This window comes from Kaustia mangrovi (assembly GCF_015482775.1).
Classification (GTDB): domain Bacteria; phylum Pseudomonadota; class Alphaproteobacteria; order Rhizobiales; family Im1; genus Kaustia; species Kaustia mangrovi.
The window spans coordinates 772,518-790,396 of record NZ_CP058214.1; the positions used below are offsets into that span (position 1 = coordinate 772,518).

At 65.6% G+C, this 17,879-nt stretch carries 17 protein-coding genes; 5 read left to right on the forward strand and 12 right to left on the reverse strand.

Annotated elements, in window-relative coordinates:
* Nucleotides 1-95 precede the first annotated feature (95 nt).
* Nucleotides 96-1,031: a fatty acid desaturase gene (locus tag HW532_RS03675; RefSeq protein ID WP_213163120.1), complete on the forward strand. Its 936-nt coding sequence runs from the start codon at nucleotides 96-98 to the stop codon at nucleotides 1,029-1,031.
* A 15-nt stretch (nucleotides 1,032-1,046) separates the two neighbouring features.
* Here the strand turns inward: HW532_RS03675 and HW532_RS03680 are convergent, their stop codons facing one another.
* Nucleotides 1,047-1,631, reverse strand: a complete 585-nt coding sequence (locus HW532_RS03680; RefSeq protein WP_213163121.1) for a hemerythrin domain-containing protein — start codon at nucleotides 1,629-1,631, stop codon at nucleotides 1,047-1,049.
* A gap of 369 nt (nucleotides 1,632-2,000) precedes the next feature.
* Here HW532_RS03680 and HW532_RS03685 point away from each other — a divergent pair, with 369 nt between their 5' ends.
* The 3 genes from HW532_RS03685 to HW532_RS03695 are packed head-to-tail and all read left to right on the forward strand — an operon-like array spanning nucleotide 2,001 to nucleotide 6,280.
* A complete protein-coding gene (locus HW532_RS03685) occupies nucleotides 2,001-2,933 on the forward strand; it encodes an ABC transporter permease (RefSeq protein ID WP_213163122.1) in 933 nt (310 codons plus the stop codon).
* Nucleotides 2,934-2,952: 19 nt separating this feature from the next.
* Nucleotides 2,953-3,894, forward strand: a complete 942-nt coding sequence (locus tag HW532_RS03690; protein ID WP_213163123.1) for an ABC transporter permease — start codon at nucleotides 2,953-2,955, stop codon at nucleotides 3,892-3,894.
* 10 nt (nucleotides 3,895-3,904) lie between these two features.
* Entirely contained in the window at nucleotides 3,905-6,280 is a 2,376-nt protein-coding gene (locus HW532_RS03695; protein ID WP_213163124.1) for a dipeptide ABC transporter ATP-binding protein, read from the forward strand.
* A gap of 30 nt (nucleotides 6,281-6,310) precedes the next feature.
* On the opposite strand, the gene lhpI is transcribed toward HW532_RS03695, so the two are convergent.
* The 9 genes from lhpI to HW532_RS03740 form a co-directional block, all read right to left on the reverse strand.
* The gene (gene lhpI / locus HW532_RS03700) at nucleotides 6,311-7,258 is read right to left on the reverse strand and encodes a bifunctional Delta(1)-pyrroline-2-carboxylate/Delta(1)-piperideine-2-carboxylate reductase (protein WP_246479922.1); all 948 of its coding nucleotides are present in this window, start codon (nucleotides 7,256-7,258) and stop codon (nucleotides 6,311-6,313) included.
* Between the two features lie 67 nt (nucleotides 7,259-7,325).
* Nucleotides 7,326-8,102 (reverse strand): DUF1194 domain-containing protein, encoded by a 777-nt coding sequence (locus HW532_RS03705; protein ID WP_213163126.1) that lies wholly within the window; start codon nucleotides 8,100-8,102, stop codon nucleotides 7,326-7,328.
* A gap of 29 nt (nucleotides 8,103-8,131) precedes the next feature.
* On the reverse strand, nucleotides 8,132-8,980 hold the full coding sequence (locus HW532_RS03710; RefSeq protein WP_213163127.1) for an ABC transporter permease: 849 nt from the start codon (nucleotides 8,978-8,980) through the stop codon (nucleotides 8,132-8,134).
* Nucleotides 8,981-9,008: 28 nt separating this feature from the next.
* Nucleotides 9,009-10,286, reverse strand: coding sequence for an ABC transporter permease (locus HW532_RS03715; protein WP_213163128.1), 1,278 nt, complete (start codon nucleotides 10,284-10,286; stop codon nucleotides 9,009-9,011).
* Between the two features lie 107 nt (nucleotides 10,287-10,393).
* Nucleotides 10,394-11,497: an extracellular solute-binding protein gene (locus HW532_RS03720; RefSeq protein WP_213163129.1), complete on the reverse strand. Its 1,104-nt coding sequence runs from the start codon at nucleotides 11,495-11,497 to the stop codon at nucleotides 10,394-10,396.
* A gap of 160 nt (nucleotides 11,498-11,657) precedes the next feature.
* On the reverse strand, nucleotides 11,658-12,767 hold the full coding sequence (locus HW532_RS03725) for an ABC transporter ATP-binding protein (protein ID WP_246479508.1): 1,110 nt from the start codon (nucleotides 12,765-12,767) through the stop codon (nucleotides 11,658-11,660).
* A gap of 486 nt (nucleotides 12,768-13,253) precedes the next feature.
* Nucleotides 13,254-13,904, reverse strand: a complete 651-nt coding sequence (locus HW532_RS03730) for an isochorismatase family protein (RefSeq protein ID WP_213163130.1) — start codon at nucleotides 13,902-13,904, stop codon at nucleotides 13,254-13,256.
* A gap of 61 nt (nucleotides 13,905-13,965) precedes the next feature.
* Entirely contained in the window at nucleotides 13,966-14,595 is a 630-nt protein-coding gene (locus HW532_RS03735) for a GNAT family N-acetyltransferase (protein ID WP_343068646.1), read from the reverse strand.
* 92 nt (nucleotides 14,596-14,687) lie between these two features.
* Nucleotides 14,688-15,314, reverse strand: coding sequence for a hypothetical protein (locus HW532_RS03740; RefSeq protein WP_213163131.1), 627 nt, complete (start codon nucleotides 15,312-15,314; stop codon nucleotides 14,688-14,690).
* Between the two features lie 144 nt (nucleotides 15,315-15,458).
* Here HW532_RS03740 and HW532_RS03745 point away from each other — a divergent pair, with 144 nt between their 5' ends.
* Complete coding sequence (locus tag HW532_RS03745; protein ID WP_213163132.1) at nucleotides 15,459-16,511, forward strand: LysR family transcriptional regulator; 1,053 nt, start codon at nucleotides 15,459-15,461, stop codon at nucleotides 16,509-16,511.
* A 173-nt stretch (nucleotides 16,512-16,684) separates the two neighbouring features.
* Here HW532_RS03745 and HW532_RS03750 read toward each other — a convergent pair whose 3' ends face one another.
* Entirely contained in the window at nucleotides 16,685-17,293 is a 609-nt protein-coding gene (locus HW532_RS03750; protein WP_213163133.1) for a DUF3306 domain-containing protein, read from the reverse strand.
* A complete protein-coding gene (locus HW532_RS03755; RefSeq protein WP_213163134.1) occupies nucleotides 17,280-17,846 on the reverse strand; it encodes a DUF3305 domain-containing protein in 567 nt (188 codons plus the stop codon). Before HW532_RS03755 ends, HW532_RS03750 begins: the two co-directional genes overlap by 14 nt.
* Nucleotides 17,847-17,879 lie beyond the last annotated feature (33 nt).

Consider the following 17,879-nt stretch of genomic DNA (forward strand, 5'->3'; position numbering starts at 1 on the left):
CGTCGCAAACCCCGCCGGCCGCCGCCTAGACAGGAAGGGAAGAGACAACCGCACCGGCCGCACCGGCGGCGTGAGAAAAGGGGGAACACAGCACCATGGCCCGTATCGCACGACCTTGCGGAACCGCCGCCGTCGAATGGCCGACCGTGCTGCTGATCGCCGGCGTCTATGCCGCCTTCGGGCTCGTCACCTGGCATGCCGACGCCCTGCCCTGGTGGCTCGTGCTGCCGGTCGGGGCCTATCTCGTCGGCCTGCACGGCTCGCTGCAGCACGAGGCGGTCCACGGCCACCCGACACGCTCTCGCGCGCTCAACGAGGCGCTGGTCTTCCCCTCGCTCGCCCTGTGGGTGCCCTATCGCCGCTACAGGCGGCTTCATCTGATGCACCACCGCGACGCCTTCATCACCGACCCGATCGAGGATCCGGAATCCTGGTATGTCCTGCCGGAGACGTGGCACGCACTCGCAAGGCCACTGCGCTGGCTCATGATAGCGAACAACACGCTCGCCGGCCGGCTGCTTTTGGGCCCCGCCATCGCGGCCTGCCGCTTCGTCGCCTCCGACCTCCATGCCATGGCGACCGGGCGCAACCGCGAGATCGTGGCGGCCTGGGCCCTGCACGGGGCGAGCCTTGCCGTCACGCTTGTCTGGGTCGTCGGGGTCTGCGGGATGGATATCGGACGCTACGTCGCGCTCTTCGCCTATCCAGGCACGGCGCTCACCCTGCTGCGCTCATTCGCGGAGCATCGCGCCCATCGCCTCGTGGACGCCCGCTCCGCCGTCATCGAGACCAACCCCGCAATGGCGCTGCTCTATCTCAACAACAACCTGCACGCCGCCCATCACGCCAATCCGCAGGCCCCCTGGTATCGCCTGCCGGCCTATTACCGGCGCTTCAGGGAGGATCTGGTGGCGCGCAACGAGCGCTATCTCATCGCGGGCTATGGCAGCCTTGTGCGCCACTATCTGCTCAGGCCGAAGGAAGTCGTGCCCCATCCCTTCCGGACATCGGGAGGCGATGGAGGGGTGTAGGGCCCTCCCTCCGCCTCATCGAGGCGTCTTTCCCGCGCGCTCCTCCCGGGCCTTCTGCTCCATCCTGTCGATCTGCCGGCGCAATGCGGCGAACTCCTCGCGCACGTCGTCGCGAAACAGCGGATCCGGCTCGGTGCTCAGCGTGCTGTCGAGCTCTGCCCAGTCCTCCTCGGTCAGGGCCTTGAGCGCGACGGGGAAGAACCGCTCCTCCTCCGCGGCCATATGCCGGCGTTCGCCATCGACGAAATCCCGGGCGATCTCGCGGAACTCCCTGCGGGTCATCACGCCCTCGCCGAGGATCTGGTCGAGCGCGAAGGCGAACCGGCCGAGCCGCGCGGACACCTCCGCATGCTCGCCCACAAGGTCGCCGACCGTCTTCGCCGCCTCCGGCGCACGTTCGGCCAGCCTTGCGAAGACGAGATCCTCCCGGGGGTGGTGGACCCGGTCCGGATAGATCCTGAAATAGTCGACAATGGCGCGAATAACCTCGTAATCGGGCCGTTCGGCCTCGTCGAACACGGCAAGCTCCTCATCCAGTATGTCGAGAAGCCGTGCAATGTTGCCGTGATCCCGGTAAAGCGCATCCAGTATGGCAACCATCTCGCACCTGCCACCGTTTTCATTGCCCATCCATCGCATCTCCCGCCTAGCATGGCGCCGGCCACACGGCGTTGATCGACGTCAAGCCGCCTTGTGCACATGGGCCCGTCCGGTGCCGCCCGTCTCCTTGCCTTGGCGCGGGCGCGCGGGCTATGATCGCGAGATCGGGCCGCCGGACGTTCCGAGGGGAGCGAGAGAACGAGACGGCCCGTTCCGGCAGGGGTGGAGCGCAAGGGGAGCCGCATCATCGCGAAAGGGTGGACAGTGCGTATCCGGCCGGAGCCGGCGGCAAGCCGGACCCGTGGAGCCGGCATGGCCGGTTGCGGGCGGGCCGACCGCCGCACATGCCGCATGAGAGGCTGACGGCCGATGCTCGCACTCGCCATCCGCCGGCTCGTCTCCATGATCCTCATCATGGCGGTGATCTCGTTCATCCTGTTCCTCATCTTCGAGGCGGACAAGCTGAACGTCGCCACCAAGGTGCTCGGCGCCTATTCCACCATGGAACAGCGCCTCCTGTGGCTTGAGAACAACGGCTACAACGCCCCGTTCCTGGAACGCTATCTCTCCTGGGTCTGGGGCTTCGTCACCGGCGACTGGGGCACGTCGCTGCAATATCAGGCGAAGGTCAGCGAGCTGCTGTGGCCGCGCCTGCTCAACACCGCACTCCTCGGCGGCACCGTCTTCGCGATCACCGTCGCCATCGCGCTCGTGCTCGGCATCCTGTCGGGCATCGCGGAAGGCAGCTTTCGCGACCGGGCGATCACGGTCGCCTCGGTGTTCACGACCTCCATTCCCGAATTCGCCTCCGCGACGCTTCTGGTGGCCATCTTCGTCTTCTGGCTCGACCTCCTGCCCGGCACCTCGTCCTTCACTGACGGCTTCGCGCTCGACCAGCTCGTCCTGCCGGTCGCGGTGCTGGTGATCTACAATTTTGGCTATTATACGCGCATGACGCGGGCCTCCATGGCGGAGGTGATGACCTCGCAATATATCCGCACGGCCGTCCTCAAGGGCATCCCCTTCAAGCGCGTCGTCATGCGCCATGCGCTGCGCAACGCGCTGATCGCACCGTTCACCGTCATGGTATTGCAGCTCAACTACCTGCTCTCCGGCGTCATCGTGGTGGAGGTGTTCTTCGCCTATCGCGGCTTCGGCAAGCTGCTCTACGACGCGGCCCTCTTCGGCGACATCTTCGTGATCGAGGCCTGCACCATGATCGCCGTCATCGTCGCGGTGAGCTCGCAGTTCATCTCCGACATGGGCTACATGCTGCTCAACCCGCGCATCCGTTTCGGCTGAGGATCGAAGGAGCCCCGCCATGGCCGAACAGACCGTCGAAAGCCCCAGGCCCCCCGGCATCCTGCGCCGGGTCTTCGGCGCCGTCGGTCTCCTGCGCGAAAGCTCCATCGGCATGGTGGGTGCGGCACTGGTGCTGTTCTGGGTGCTCGCCGCCATCCTCGCGCCCGTCCTGCCGCTCCACAATCCGCTGGAACCGTCCCTGCCGCTGCAGCCAGCGATGTCGCCGGCGCCCGACGGCTCCACCTTCTGGCTCGGCACCGACGACCGCGGCCGCGACATCCTCTCGCGTCTCATATGGGGCTCCCAGCTCGTGCTGTTCTGGGCCTCGGTCGCCACTCTCGTCGCCTATCTCGTCGGCATGGCGCTCGGCGTGATGGCCGGCTATCTCGGCGGCTGGTGGGACGAGGCGATCTCGTTCCTCGCCAATGTCCTGCTCTCCTTCCCGATCATGGTGCTCTATCTGGTCATCCTGACAGGCCTCGGGCCGTCGTCGGATCTCGGCCGGTTCCTGTCGGACACCTTCGGCTTCTCGCCCAAGGTGGTCTCCGGCATCATCATCGTCGCCGCGGTCACCTTCGCGACCGCCCCGCAGGTGGCGCGCATCGTGCGCGGGCTCGTGCTCGATTTGAAGACGCGCGACTATGTCGCCGCCGCCCAGGTGCGCGGCGAGAGTGCAGCCTACATCATGCTGGTGGAGCTCCTGCCCAATGCGCGCGGGCCGCTGATCGTCGATGCCTGTCTCAGGCTCGGCTATGTCACCATCACCATCGCGCTTCTGGGCTATCTGGGTCTCGGCCTGCCGCCGCCGGATCCCGACTGGGGCAAGATGATCGCGGAGGCCCAGCCGCTCGGCAAGTTCGGCACCAATGCGATGATCTGGCCGGCGCTCGCGATCTCCTCGCTGATCCTCGGCCTGAACCTCCTGGCCGACGGACTGCGCGAGATCTCGCTGAGGGACTGAGGACCAACGGATGGCCGACGACGCGCAAACCCCGGTTCTGGACTGCAAGGACCTCTCGATCTCCTATTACACGCGCGCCGGCGAGATTCCGGCGGTGATCGATTTCGACCTCACCGTCATGCCCGGCGAGGCGGTCGGTATCGTCGGGGAATCGGGCTGCGGCAAGTCGACCGTCGCGCTCGCCATCATGAGCTATATGGGCCGCAACGGCGCGGTCACGGGCGGCGAGATCAGGTTCCTCGGCCGCGACATGCGCGCCATGTCGGAGGCCGAGCTGCGCCAGATCCGCGGCAAGGACATCTCCATGGTCTATCAGGAGCCCATGGCCTCCCTGAACCCGTCCATGAAAGTGACCGACCAGCTCACCGAGGTGCTCACCATCCATGAGGGGACCTCCGAATACGACGCCCGCATGCGCGCCATGGAGATGCTGGACGCGGTGCGCCTGCCCGACCCGAAGCGCATCATGGAGGCCTATCCCCACCAGCTCTCCGGCGGCCAGCAACAGCGCGTCCTGATTGCCATGGCGCTCCTGTCGAAGCCCAGGCTCCTGCTGCTCGACGAGCCGACCACCGCGCTCGACGTCACCGTCGAGGCCGGTATCGTGGAGCTCATCAAGGACATCTCGCGCGAGTTCGGGACCTCCATGGTCTATATCTCGCACAATCTCGGGCTGATCCTGGAGACCTGCGACCGGGTGACGGTAATGTATTCCGGCCAGGCGGTGGAACAGGGCACGGTCGACCAGGTGTTCGACCATATGCGCCACCCCTATACGCGCGGCCTGTTCAACTCCATTCCGCTGCCGGGCACGGACCGCTATGCCCGCCCGCTGGCGGCCATTCCGGGCCAACTGCCCCTGCCCCACGAGCGCCCCGCAGGGTGCTATTTCGGACCGCGCTGCGACTTCTTCCGGCAGGGCGTGTGCGACAAGGGGCTGATCCCCATGGAGGCGGTCCGGAGCGATAGCGGACACACGGTGCGCTGCGTGCGACACCGCGAGATCGACTGGCAGGCCCATGTGCCGGAGGCCGTGAGCCAGGCGCCGATGGAGATCGGCGACACGGTCCTCGAAGTCAATCACATGAAGAAGTACTACGAGGTCCGCGACAATTCGCTGAAAGGCCTGCTCTCCGGCAAGCGCCTGCGCCATGTGAAGGCCAACGAGGACCTCACCTTCGAGGCGCGCGAGGCGGAGACGGTCGCCATTGTCGGGGAATCGGGCTGCGGCAAGACGACCTTCGCCAAGGTGCTCATGGGGCTCGAGCAGGCGACGGAGGGCCAGATCCTGCTCGACGGCAAGAACGTCGCGCGGCTGCCCATCGAGCGGCGCGGGCCGAAGCTTGTCGGCGACCTCCAGATCGTCTTCCAGAACCCGTTCGAGACCCTCAATCCGAGCCATACGGTGGGCGCGCAGATCGGCCGGGTGCTCAAGAAGTTCGGCGTCGCCACCTCCAAGTCCGCAATCCGCGAGAAGGTCTTCGAGATCCTCGACATGGTGAAGCTGCCGCGCGACTTCGCCTTCCGCAAGCCGCGACAGCTCTCCGGCGGCCAGAAGCAGCGCGTCGGCATCGCGCGTGCCTTTGCCGGCGACGCCGCGGTCGTGGTCGCCGACGAGCCGGTCTCCGCCCTCGACGTCTCCGTCCAGGCGGCCATCACCGGCCTCCTCACCGACATACAGCGCCAGAAGCGCACCACCATGCTGTTCATCAGCCACGACCTCTCCGTCGTGCGCTATCTCGCCGACCGGATCGTGGTCATGTATCTCGGCCAGATTATGGAACAGGGCACGACCGACCAGGTCTTCTCCCCGCCCTATCACCCCTATACGGAAGCCCTGCTCTCCGCGGTGCCGATCGCCGACACCTCGATCAAGAAGAAGCACATCATCCTCAAGGGCGAGCTGCCGAGCCCGATGGACCCGCCCTCCGGTTGCCCGTTCCAGACCCGCTGCCCGCGCAAGATCGGCGAGATCTGCGAGACCGCCATGCCGCCGCTCAAGGAGGTTATGCCGGGCCATTTCATCCTGTGCCACATCCCCGAGGACGAGCTCGCCGCCATGGAACCGGTGATCGCCTTCGCCGAAGGGGAGACAGAGCCCGCGCTCGGAGAGGACGACGGCAAGGCCGAGGACGGCCGGCCGGACACGCTGCCGGAAGCCCGCGAGAACGGCCCCGACGACCTGAAGAGGATTTCCGGCATCGGCCCCAAGATCGAGCAGCAGCTCAACGCGCTCGGCATCTATCATTACGACCAGATCGCCGGCTGGAGCGCGGAGAATGCCGCCTGGGTCGATGGCCGGCTCAAGTTCCGGGGGCGGATCGCGCGCGACGACTGGATCGGACAGGCCGCACGTCTCGCCACCTCCCCGTCGACCGCCGGATAGGGCGCCATCCGACAAGACTGCACAGGCCCGCTACCCCTCGCGAGCGAACATCTCCATCGCATGGATGGCCGTGAAGAGATCGAGATGGCCGCCGCCGCCATTCTTGAACAGCGTGATCTCGTTCGGCCCGTCCCGGCCGGGATGCAGGCCGCGGCACAGCTCGAACAGGTCTGCCCGGACCGCCTCGGGGCCGATCACGCCGCGCCGGAGCGGGTCGCCGATATCGCCCGCCTGCTCCACCGCGAACCAGCGTGAATCGACGAAGAGCGACGCGCGGCGCACCGCCTCGTCGTCGCATTCGCGCATGGAGGGCGTGAAGCCGCCCACGAGGTCGAGATGCGCGCCGGGCTTGAGCCACGCCCCCATGACGACCGGCGCGGTGGCCGCCGTCGCGCAACAGACGACGTCTCCGTCGCGCACGGCGGCCTCGAGATCGTCCACGACATCGGCCTCGACACCGGCGCTAGCAAGATCCTCGGCGAGATCGGCGGCCTTCTGCCTGCTGCGGTTCCAGATCGAGACATGGGCGAGCGAGGGTCGCACGGCACGGTGCGCCGCGACCAGATAGGGGGCGAGCGCCCCTGCCCCCACCATGACGAGCCGGCGGGCATCCTCGCGCGCGAGCAGCCGGGCCCCGAGCGCGGAATCCGCCGCCGTCTTCCGGTAGGTCAGCGCCGTGCCGTCTATCGTGGCGCGGGGGCTGCCCGTCTCGCCGTCGAAGATCGCATAGAGCGCCTGGATGGCCGGCACATCCGGGTGACGCGCCGGATTGCCGGGCATCACGGTCGTGAGCTTCGCACCGCAGGCGACGCCCGGCTGCCAGGCGGGCCTGATGAGGAAACTGTCCGGCGTCTCCCCGCCCGTATCGCGGGCGAGATCGGCACGCTCGACCAGCGGCTCCGGCCCGCGATGGGCCTCGGCCAGCGCATCGACGAGGCCCGGAAAATCGAGAAGCCGGTGGACCGTATCGGCATCCATATGCTGCAAGGGACAATCTCCGGAACGCGGCATCCGGCCTGAGGACGTCTGGAGCAACCGGGGGCGGTCAGGGAATTCCCTCGCCGCCCTGGGGCAGGCCGGACAGTTGGGGGGCGGTGATTTCTCGCAGGAGCTTACGGAGAACCGCCTCCCGGTATCCAGCATAATCGTTCGCCACGACGACGAAATACGCCGGCCCGCCCACAATCGTGCGCTCGAAATAATAGTTGAGCGTCGGCACCTCGTTGAGGATGGTGAGACCGTTGATCGTGATGCCGGCGGCGGCCAGCTGATCGCGCACCAGGCGCGGATTGCCGCCGGTATTGTTGCGGCCGTCGGACGAGATATCGATGACGTAGCGGTCCGCCCGGAACGGCGCGTCGAGCAGCATGCCGCCGGCGAAGCGCATGATCGCCGTGATCGCCGTACCACCCTCCCCCAGCTTGCGCGGCATCGCGCCGATGCGGTCGGCAAGGGCTTCGGCTTCGGCGGGACCCGAGACGACCGTCCAGGGGATCACGATCACCTGGCTGTCGGCATCGGACCACTCCACGAGGCTGATGACGATCCGGCCATTGGCGCCGCTGCGGATCGCCTCGACGATCTCGGGCTCCCGGAAGGCCTGGGCAAGCCCGCCGCGCTGGAGCTCGAACTCCTCTTGATCCACGCTGTAGGAACAGTCCACCGCGAGCACGATGGCGGCATCGAATACGGGCTCCTGCGCCCCCGCTGCCGGGGGGCCTGCGAGCCATGCGGCGATAAGGGCCGGCACGATCGCGAGGCCGGAAACCGGCCAGCCGCCGCCCTTTGTCCATGCTCGGTGTCTGGGCGGTGATCTGGCCATTATGCGCAATCCGTCGCTGTCGCCGGGATCTATCCCTTGATGCCGCGCAGCCGCTCCGACCGGCGCCGGATGAGCTCCATCGTGGTCAGCAGGCAGATGGAGATGGCGACCAAGATCGAGGCGAGTGCGAGAATGGTTGGCGAGATCTCCTCGCGCAGGCCGGAGAACATTCTCACCGTCATCGGCGTCTGCTCGGGCCCGGCCAGGAACAGCACCACGACCACCTCGTCGAGCGACGTGACGAAGGCGAACAGCGCACCCGCGATCACGCCCGGCAGCAGCAGGGGCAGGATGATCTTGAAGAACACCCGCACCTGGTCGGCCCCCAGATTCTGTGCCGCCCGGATGAGGCTCTGGTCGAAGCCCGACAGCGCCGCCGTCACCGTAATCACCACGAAGGGCGTGCCCAGCACCACATGCGACATGATGATGGAGAAGAAGGTGTTGGCGAGGTTCACCCGCGCATAGAAGCTGAACAGAGCGGCCGCCGTGATGATGAGCGGCACGATCATCGGGGAGATCAGCAGCGCCGTGATCAGCCCGCGCGCCGGCATCTGCCGTTGGCTCAGGCCCAGCGCGGCGATGGTGCCGAGCGTGGTGGCGATGATCGTGGAGGATGTGGAGATGAAGAAAGAGTTGCGGATCGACCGCAGCCATTCGTCGCTGGAGAGCAGGGCATCGTACCAGCGCATCGAATAGCCGTCCGGATTGAAGGAGAGCATCTCCTTGGTGAAGGTGAAATAGGGCTCCGCATTGAAGGACAGGGGCACGATCACGATGATCGGCACGATCAGGAACAGGAAGATCGCCGCGCAGATCACCCGGTAGGCATAGTACCAGAACCGCTCCAGGGGGCCGGCATAGGACGGAAGAGCCATGGTCGATACGTCTCCTCGCTCCGTTCGGTCAGCCGAATTTCAGCCGGTCGACGCCGACAAGCTTGTTGAACAGCCAGTATATCACCAGCACCAGCAGCAGCAGGATGGTCGCCAGCGCCGAGGCGAGCTTCAGCTGCGCGCTCGTGCCCTGCATGTTTGATGCGATGAGGTTCGAGATGAAGATACCGGTCTCGCCGCCGACCAGCGCCGGCGTGATGTAGTAGCCGATCGCCAGGATGAAGACGAGCAGCACGCCCGCCGCAAGCCCCGGGATCGTCAGCGGCATATAGACCTTCGTGAAGGCCGTGAACTGGTTGGCCCCCAGGGACCGCGCCGCGCGCATATAGGATGGCGGAATGGTCTTCATGACCGAATAGAGCGGCAGGATCATGAAGGGCAGCAGGATGTGCACCATCGCGATGATCGTGCCGGTCTGGTTGTAGATCATCCTTATCCGGTCGCCCGTGTCGATGAAGCCCGCCCAGACGAGCAATTCGTTGATCACGCCCTGCTGCTGGAGCAGCACGATCCAGGCGGATGTCCGCACGAGCAGCGATGTCCAGAACGGCAGGAGGACGAGGATCATCAGGAGGTTCGAGGTGCGCAGCGGCAGCGTCGCCAGCATATAGGCGACCGGATAGCCGAGAAGGATGCACAGCCCCGTGATCGCGAGGCTCATCCAGGCCGTCCGGATGAACAGCAGGCGGTAGATCTGATAAGTCTCCGGCCGCTCGACGATCTCGCCGTCGGGCGAATATTCGAAATCGAGCGCCAGAAGATAATAGGCCGGTGTGATGATGCGGGTCTCGCGCTTGATGAGCCGCCAGAATGTCGGGTTTGCCCAGCCCTCGTCGGCGGCCAGGAAGGCCTCCCTGTAAGGTGGCTGCATCTCGTCGAGATCGCGTGCCGTGCCCATGACCTGGCTGCGGGCTCCCGGGATCTCGCGGTTGATGCGCCCGGCCGCACGCCCGATGGTCCGGTTTTCCGAACCGACGCGCATGTCCTCCGCCATGGCGGTGAAGACCGCCTCGTCGGGAATGCCCTCGCCGTCCCACTCCTGGATGGCCTCGGCGGTGTTCGGCAGGTAGTTGGCGACTTCCGGATTGTAGACCGACCGCGACATCATGGCCACGATCGGGAAACCGAAGGTGACGACGAGGAACGCCAGAAGCGGTGCGACCAGCAGGAAGGCACGCCAGCGCGCCCTGCGTTCCGACCGCCGCAACGATACTTTCAGGGGCGTGCCGTCGGCGGTTGTGATTTCCGTCGGCGACGACGGTCCCGAATTGGCCGCAATATCAGTCATTCCTGCCCGAGCCCTCTTGGATCACCCATCGCACGGCCCGGCCCGTCAGCCAGGCCGGGAGGCGACCGGAGACGGGCGATCCCGTCTCCGGCGCTTGTCGAAGCCCCTTACTGGGCCAGCCAGGCGTTGAAGCGCTCCTCGAGCGCGTCGCCATAATCCGCCCAGAAGGTCGTGTCGAACCTGACGGCCGTCTTCAGGTTCTCCGGGCTGGTCGGCATATGCGGCTTCATGTCGACGCCGGTCGCCTCGTGCTTGCCGACGAGCGGGGCCGACGACTTGCGCGCCGGACCGTAGGAGATGTACTTGGCCTGATCCGCCAGACGCTGCGTGTCCGTGGCGAAATAGAGATAGTCCTTGATCAGGTTGATCTTGTCCTCGTTGCCCACGGGCACGACCCAGCCATCGACCTCGAACATCTGGTGGTCCCACATGATCTTGAAGGGCTGGTCCTCGTTGACCTGGGCATTGAAAACGCGGCCGTTATAGGCGGTGGCGATCACCGCCTCCTTGTCGGCGAGCATCTGGGGCGGCTGGGCACCCTCCGACCACCAGATCACGCTGTCCTTGATCTCGTCGAGCTTCTTGAAGGCCCGGTCCTGGCCTTCCTTCGTGGCCAGCACCTCATAGACCTCGTCGGCTGGGACGCCGTCGGCGATCAGAGCCCATTCGAGGTTCTTCTGCGGGATCTTCTGCAGCGAGCGCGTGCCCGGATACTTCTCCAGGTCCCAGATGTCGGCGACCGTCTTCGGCCCGCCATCGGGGAAGGCATCCGTGTTGTAGGCGAACATGGTCGCATACAGGATCTGCGGGATGAAGCAGTCGCCCAGCGTGCCGTCGATGAAGTCCTTCGAGGCCGGCTCGCCATTGGGGCCCGGCGCGAGCCACTCGTCGTGGGGAACCTCCATGATGAGGCCCTCGTCGCAGGCGCGCTGCGCATCGGCCTGGAGCATGTCCACGACGTTCCACGTCACATTGCCGGCCTCGACCTGGGCACGGATGCCGGCCAGCGCGTTGGCCGACTTGTCCTCGTTGAAGATCTTGGTGCCGGTCTTCTCGCTGTAAGGCTCGTGATAGGCCTTGACCTGAGAATTCGTGTAGGCCCCGCCCCAGGAGACGATGGTCAGCGAATCCTCGGCGCTCGCCACGCCGGCCGCGCCCAGAAAGGCAACGGCAACGGCGGTGGAGACGCCGAGCTTGAGCATATCTTTCATAGGATTTTCTCCCTTCCTCGCATTCCGGCGGCGAGCGCTTGCCCCACCGCCTCTTCTGGACACCGAGCGGTTCAGGAAACCGCCGGCCAGTCCAATTCCCGTCCCGAAGGATCGGCCGCCAATGGCGGAGCCGGCGGGCGACCGCCAGCCCCTTGCGGCACTATTCGAGAACGATCGGATCGAGCGCGCGGCAATCGCCCGTCTTCCAGCCGATCTTGGTCCGTGTTCCCTCGCGCAAGGCCTGGTGGCCGGACTTGTTGGGGATCTTCACGATGAAGTCCTCATGGCCGGCGACGGACATGCGGGTGCGGATGTGATCGCCGAGATAGATCAGCTCCTCGATCTCGCCCTCGAGCACATTGGCGGCGTTGCCATTGGGATTGATCTCGACCCGCTCCGGCCGCAGAGAGAGTGTGGTGCGCGCACCCACCCCCTCGACATTCACCGGCAGCGCGTCGATCAGCTCGCCCGTGTCGAGCTTGACCTTGCACACGTTGTCCTCCAGCGCCTCGATGGTGCCCTGCAGCTTGTTGTTCTCGCCGATGAACTGGGCGACGAAGCTGTTGTCGGGCTGCTCGTAGAGCACGTCGGGCGTGGAGAGCTGCTGGATCCGGCCGTCGTTGAAGACCGCGATCCGGTCCGACATGGTCAGTGCTTCGGACTGGTCGTGGGTGACATAGACGACGGTGACGCCGAGGCTCTCGTGAATGTGCTTGATCTCGAACTGCATCTGCTCGCGCAGCTGCTTGTCGAGCGCGCCGAGCGGCTCGTCCATGAGGACGAGGTCCGGCTCGAACACCAGGGCCCGGGCCACGGCGACGCGCTGCTGCTGGCCGCCGGAGAGCTGGGCGGGCCTGCGCCCCTCGAAGCCGGGCAGCTCCACCATCTCCAGCGCACGCTTCACGCGGGCCTCGGTGTCGGCCTTGCCGAGGCCGCGCACCTGAAGCGGAAACGCCAGGTTCTCCGCCACGGTCATGTGGGGGAACAGGGCATAGTTCTGGAACACCATGCCGATGCCGCGCTTGTGGGGCGGCACATTGTTGATCGGCCTGTCGTTGAGATAGATCTCGCCATGGGTCGCCGGCTCGAAGCCCGCCAGCATCATCAGGCAGGTCGTCTTGCCCGACCCCGACGGGCCAAGCATGGTCACGAATTCGCCCTTGGCGATATCCAGATTGAGGTTTTTTACGACGAGAGTCTCGCCGTCATAGCTCTTTTGAACATCGACGAACCGCACCATAGGGTCGTCGACGACAGCCTCGTCCGTCATCAGGTCGATGCCTCTTCCCGTTCACCCGGTTTTTGCCTCTTCATCAGCCGGCATTGCAAAGCGCATGCCAACCGACCCCGCTTGTTATTATCGTCTTATTTGCAACCGCGCGCTGCGCCGCCGCTATTATTAGACCATTATCTGCATAAAGACTGTGCAGCCAAGATACAAGCCTTCTGATGGTCACATTTCGTAGTATGACCCATCGTCCCGATCCCCGCATCGGTTTTTTGTGGGCGCGGGCCATGGGGTCCAGAGTCGGGCCAGCCGGGCGACAGCGCTCGGCGCAATGCGTCCGCTCATCGCCCAAATGCGACATCGCCCCGCACTGCGCGAAAAAAGGGGAGCCGCTATCCGCGACTCCCCCGAAGAGCAGCCTGATCCGGGGATCCGCCGAAGCGGGCCAAGACCGGACCATGCCGCCCGCGCGGGCCATCCGCCCCGGCCGCACGCGTCTCGTCATCCTTCCGCCGGCTGCCGCCCGGCCTAGACGGCCCGTGCTGCGAGCACCGGTCTGTCCATCAGGTCGGCACCGGTCTCCGCCATAGGTCTCGCCGTCCCTTCGTTCTCGCCGACGACCTCCTGCACGCTGACCACGTCGGCGAACTGCCTGACGATCTCCACCAGGGTCGAATGGGTCTGCGCCTCGCCGGCCGCATCGGTCGCGGCGGAATGCGATCCGTCGCCCACGAACACCATGTCGTGCCCGCGCTCATGGGCATCGACCATGGTCCACAGGCAGGCGAGCGTGCCCTGATAGCCGGCCAGATAGGTCACCGCCGGCTGGCGATCCGCCATCATCCGGGCGAAGGTCTCGCTCGAATAGGCCGAAGGCTCGCTCTTGAAGAACACCTTCTCCGAGGTCGCACGGGCGTGGAAACCGTCGATCGCCTCCCAATAGGGCGTGCGCGGATTGAACAGCGGCCCCGAGCAGCGCCAGAACACATGGGCGACATCCCAGTTCCTCGCCCGCGCGGTGTCGAGGAGCGCCTTGCAGCGCGCAAGGCTCCCGTCGATCTCGTGCAGATACAGCGGCCTGCCTTCCTCGACATATTCGCGCTGCATGTCGACCATCACGAGCAGCGGCGCCGTTTGCGGACGGATGAAGCCCCGATCCTCCTCGACAGCGGGGCGCATCCGGCGACATTGCGGCCGCGACGGGCCGGCTGTGCCGCCTTTCGACCAGCGCAGCATGGGCTCACCCATGGGCGCTGGAGCGGGTTGCCGACTGGTCCAGGATGCCCGGATCCGACCACTGGCCCTCGGGCCGGATCAAAACATAGGGATCGCTCTCCATGGACAGGGCATCGGGATGCGGCTCCGTCTCGATCACGATCTCGGTATAGCGGTAGTCGGAGAAATACAGGTCGCGCTGCGGCTCGATGGGCTTGCCGCCGAACCGCGCCCAGAACTTGACCAGCGGATCCTGGGCATGCCCGTAGATCTTCGTGTAGCCCTTCACCCGGCACAGCTCGATGGCGGCGCGCGCCATCACCAGCGCCATGCGCGACTTGCGGTACTCCTTGCGCAGCGCGAAGCGCTCCAGCTTGGCGAAATCGGCGAAATAGCGCACCCGCATGCAGGCCACCGGCTCGTCGCCCATATAGCCGATGAGATGGGAGGCGGAGAAGTCGTTGCCGTCGAACTCCTCCTCATAGGGGCACTCCTGCTCGCTCAGATAGACGGCGGAGCGGATCGCGAAGACCTTCATCAGGTCCTCGATGCAGTCGGCGACCTTGATCCCGATCTCCTTCTGGTTCGTGTAGGGCGACCGCGTGCCGCTCTTGCGATAGGTGTTAAACGCGTAGTTGTCGTTCATCATGGTCATGACGTGGCTCCAATTTCCCCGCTTCGAAGGCATCCTCAGCCCGTATATCCCGACTTTGCGGCGATTTTCGCCCGGTTGCCGGGCCCGGACGCTCAGAGTGCTGTCCGATTGGCGATTCTGCGATACACATAGAGTTCTTCCCCCTCGGGCTCTCCGGCCCGGGGACACTGGACGAAACTCAACGACTTCAGAATCCGCAGGCCTGCCTCGGTGGCCGGCCGCGCATAGAGATCGGCGTGGCGATAACGCTCTGCCTGGAGCAGATCCATGATCCGGGGCAGCCCGGCGATGGCCTTGCCCGCCGCGACGACGCCCCAGACATAGACCGCCGCCGGCTGTCCGCCGCTGTCCTCCAGATACTCGAGCTGGGGGTCGTGAGCATCGAGCGCGCCGGAGATCAGCGCCTCCAGGCCACGGGCATTCAGCATGAGCAGGGCGACGTAGCCGAAGGCCCGGAACGCCCCGTCGTCAGTCATGCGGCCGATCGCATAGGCCGATTCCGGATTGTGCCGGACGATGCCGCGAACCACCTCGCGCGAGGCAATCGCACCGCCGAAATAGCGTTCCGCCAGATCGTAAAGGGGATCGAAATCTTCTTCCCTTAACTGGCGGACAATGACACCGGCAGGCATCGGCATCGCAGGCAGCAGATCGAGCTCCCGCGACGCACTCCGCGATATCCTATCCGTCAAGGTTTTCCCCGCACTCATCTCAGCCACAGCAACTCCCGGTGGCTGCAAAAACGCATCGCTGAATATACATGCTTCGTACATATCGCATTAAGGGTTTCTTGACCCGTCAGCCATAGAGTGGGAGAAAACTCATGTTTCGCGTAGAAGGTAGCTCTTAATTGGAGGCTGACCGTGCCCAAAAAATTAGAGCGCCGTGATGCAAATATCGAACAGGCTGCGGAAACGGCGCCCCCACCGGACTGGGACGACATCCGCCTGTTCGTGACGGCGGCGGAGGCGCGCAGCCTGCGCAAGGCGGCGGAGCGCCTGCGCATGAGTTCGTCGACCATCGTGCGGCGAATCGACAAGCTCGAATATGCGCTTCAGGCTCGACTGTTCGACCGCCTGCCCGACGGTGTGGAGCTCACCCCGGCGGGGCTTGCCATCCTGCAGCACGCCAAGCGCATGGAATCCTCCAGCTTCGAGCTGCAGCGGGCCGTGCAGGCGCGCGACACCAATCCGACGGGGCTCGTGCGCGTGTCCATCACCGAGGGGCTCGGCACCTATTGGGTCGCCCCGCGGCTCGTGGAGCTGCAGCGCACCAATCCGAAGCTCGTCATCGAGCTCAAATGCGCCATGGAAAGCGCGGACGTGCTGCGCATGGAGGCGGATATCGCCGTCCAGTTCACCCGTCCGACCAACCCCGACCTCAAGGTCACCAAGCTCGGGCGCCTGCACGTCTATCCCTTCGCCTCGAAGGAATATATCGCCACCTACGGCATGCCGCGCTCGCGCGAGGACATCCTGAACCACCGGCTGATCGACCAGTATGCCCCGCAGCTGGAGGAAGGCGTCGCCGCGCGGTTCCTGGGCATCCGCAATCCGGAAGGCATTGTCGGCATGCGCACCAATGCGAGCACGGCGCACTACCACGCCGTGGAGAAGGGGGCGGGCATTGGTGGGCTCGCCACCTATGCGGCCGTGCTGTCGGACGATCTCGTGGCGATCGATGTGGGCTTCCACCACCATGTCGACATCTGGATGACCTATCACCCCGATGTGCGCCAGTCGACGCGCGTCTCCATCATGATCGACTGGTTGAAGGAAACCTTCTCGCCGCAGCGTTTCCCGTGGTTCCGCGACGAGTTCATCCATCCGCGCGAGTTGCGCAAGCTGCCGGCCGATTCCTGGAAGATCAACCTCGTCAACACCCAGCCGACGATCTTCGACACCGACGAGCCGTGATCGTCGCCTGTCCCGTCCATCTCCGTCATTCCCGCGAAAGCGGGAATCCATAAGCGGCGTCAAGGAGATGGTTTCCCGCGTCCGCGGGAATGACGACCGTCAAAAGCCGCCCTCCCCCACGAGATTCCCTGGAATTTGTGCCGGGATGAGCGGTGCAAAATCACGATAGCGGATCAGGCACGGCGATTGGGATCCGGTTCGGGCCCCTCCTCCTCGGCGCCGTCCGCCGAGGACTCGCCCGCCTGGTCCCGCTCCTCCCCGTCGACAGACGCGACAGCCTCGTCATCCTGAGAAGCAGCCGCCGCCCCGGGCGCCTCCTCCTCCGGCTCCTCCGGCTCTTCGGACTCCTCGGGTGCATAGCCACACCCAGGCATCCAGGCACTCTTCAAGGTCTCAACGACGGTCGCCTTGTCGGTGAAGTCGGTGTCGTAATCGTTGAGCCCATCGCGGATGGCGAAGAGCGGATCGGTGGTCCACAGCTTGCGCAGCGCACGGCGCTTCAGCTCCGCCGGCACCTTCTTGTGGAGGAAGCGGGTGAAATCGTCCTCATGGGTCAGCGCGTCGATATCGACCTCCTCGAGCTCGCGCACCATCGCCTCTTCCTCCGGCGTCAGCGCCTCGCCGGTTCCCTCCCCATCCTGCCCGGACACGTCCGGAGCGGTCCCGGCTTCGGCCGGCGTTCCGGATTCGTCGGGGGAGACGGGCGCATCGCGATCCTCGTCGCGCTCCTCCTTGAGCTTGCGCCGCGACCAGCGCGCTATGAAGGTCTCATCCCTCGCCATGGTGTCCACCCTCGCCGCCACGGGCGCGGCGCATGCGTTCGCGCAGCTCCACGAGCGGCTCCTGACCGAATTTGTGCTCCTCCACATCCACCCTGTCGCGCTTGCGCTTCACGAAGGGTTGCTCGTGATGATGGGCGGCCACGAACGCCTCCAACCACAGGCCGACATCGGGCGGCATGTCCACGCGTGCGACATCCTCCTCGCCGGAATCGAGATAATCCTGCGCCTCGTAGGCGCTGGCGGTGAGCCGCGCGACCGTGAAGGGCGCACCGCCCGACGCCTCCTCGTTGCGGCGCATGATCACGAAGACGGACGGGTGCGGGGCGTTCAGATTGTAGAGATAGGCCTCCGTGTCCGACCGGTGCACGGTCAGCGGCAGGGTCGCGGCGTGATACTGCACGGTCTCCGCGCCCTCGCGCAGCACCGTCCAGTCCGGCCTGTCCGGTGCACCGGCGATGACCGCGACGGCCTTCCATTCCTCGTCCGCCCAGGGATGGTCGATCCTGCGCTTCTCGACCACGACCCCGAGAGCGATGGTGTCAGCGGTCGTCATGCCATCCTCCGCCATGCCCCGATCATAGAGCAT

Coding starts and splice junctions, on each gene's coding strand:
- HW532_RS03675 (WP_213163120.1), top strand. CDS start 96: ATGGCCCGTATCGCACGACCTTGCGGAACCGCCGCCGTCGAATGGCCG.
- HW532_RS03680 (WP_213163121.1), bottom strand. CDS start 1,631: ATGGTTGCCATACTGGATGCGCTTTACCGGGATCACGGCAACATTGCA.
- HW532_RS03685 (WP_213163122.1), top strand. CDS start 2,001: ATGCTCGCACTCGCCATCCGCCGGCTCGTCTCCATGATCCTCATCATG.
- HW532_RS03690 (WP_213163123.1), top strand. CDS start 2,953: ATGGCCGAACAGACCGTCGAAAGCCCCAGGCCCCCCGGCATCCTGCGC.
- HW532_RS03695 (WP_213163124.1), top strand. CDS start 3,905: ATGGCCGACGACGCGCAAACCCCGGTTCTGGACTGCAAGGACCTCTCG.
- lhpI (WP_246479922.1), bottom strand. CDS start 7,258: ATGGATGCCGATACGGTCCACCGGCTTCTCGATTTTCCGGGCCTCGTC.
- HW532_RS03705 (WP_213163126.1), bottom strand. CDS start 8,102: ATGGCCAGATCACCGCCCAGACACCGAGCATGGACAAAGGGCGGCGGC.
- HW532_RS03710 (WP_213163127.1), bottom strand. CDS start 8,980: ATGGCTCTTCCGTCCTATGCCGGCCCCCTGGAGCGGTTCTGGTACTAT.
- HW532_RS03715 (WP_213163128.1), bottom strand. CDS start 10,286: ATGACTGATATTGCGGCCAATTCGGGACCGTCGTCGCCGACGGAAATC.
- HW532_RS03720 (WP_213163129.1), bottom strand. CDS start 11,497: ATGAAAGATATGCTCAAGCTCGGCGTCTCCACCGCCGTTGCCGTTGCC.
- HW532_RS03725 (WP_246479508.1), bottom strand. CDS start 12,767: ATGACGGACGAGGCTGTCGTCGACGACCCTATGGTGCGGTTCGTCGAT.
- HW532_RS03730 (WP_213163130.1), bottom strand. CDS start 13,904: ATGCGCCCCGCTGTCGAGGAGGATCGGGGCTTCATCCGTCCGCAAACG.
- HW532_RS03735 (WP_343068646.1), bottom strand. CDS start 14,595: ATGACCATGATGAACGACAACTACGCGTTTAACACCTATCGCAAGAGC.
- HW532_RS03750 (WP_213163133.1), bottom strand. CDS start 17,293: ATGGCGAGGGATGAGACCTTCATAGCGCGCTGGTCGCGGCGCAAGCTC.
- HW532_RS03755 (WP_213163134.1), bottom strand. CDS start 17,846: ATGACGACCGCTGACACCATCGCTCTCGGGGTCGTGGTCGAGAAGCGC.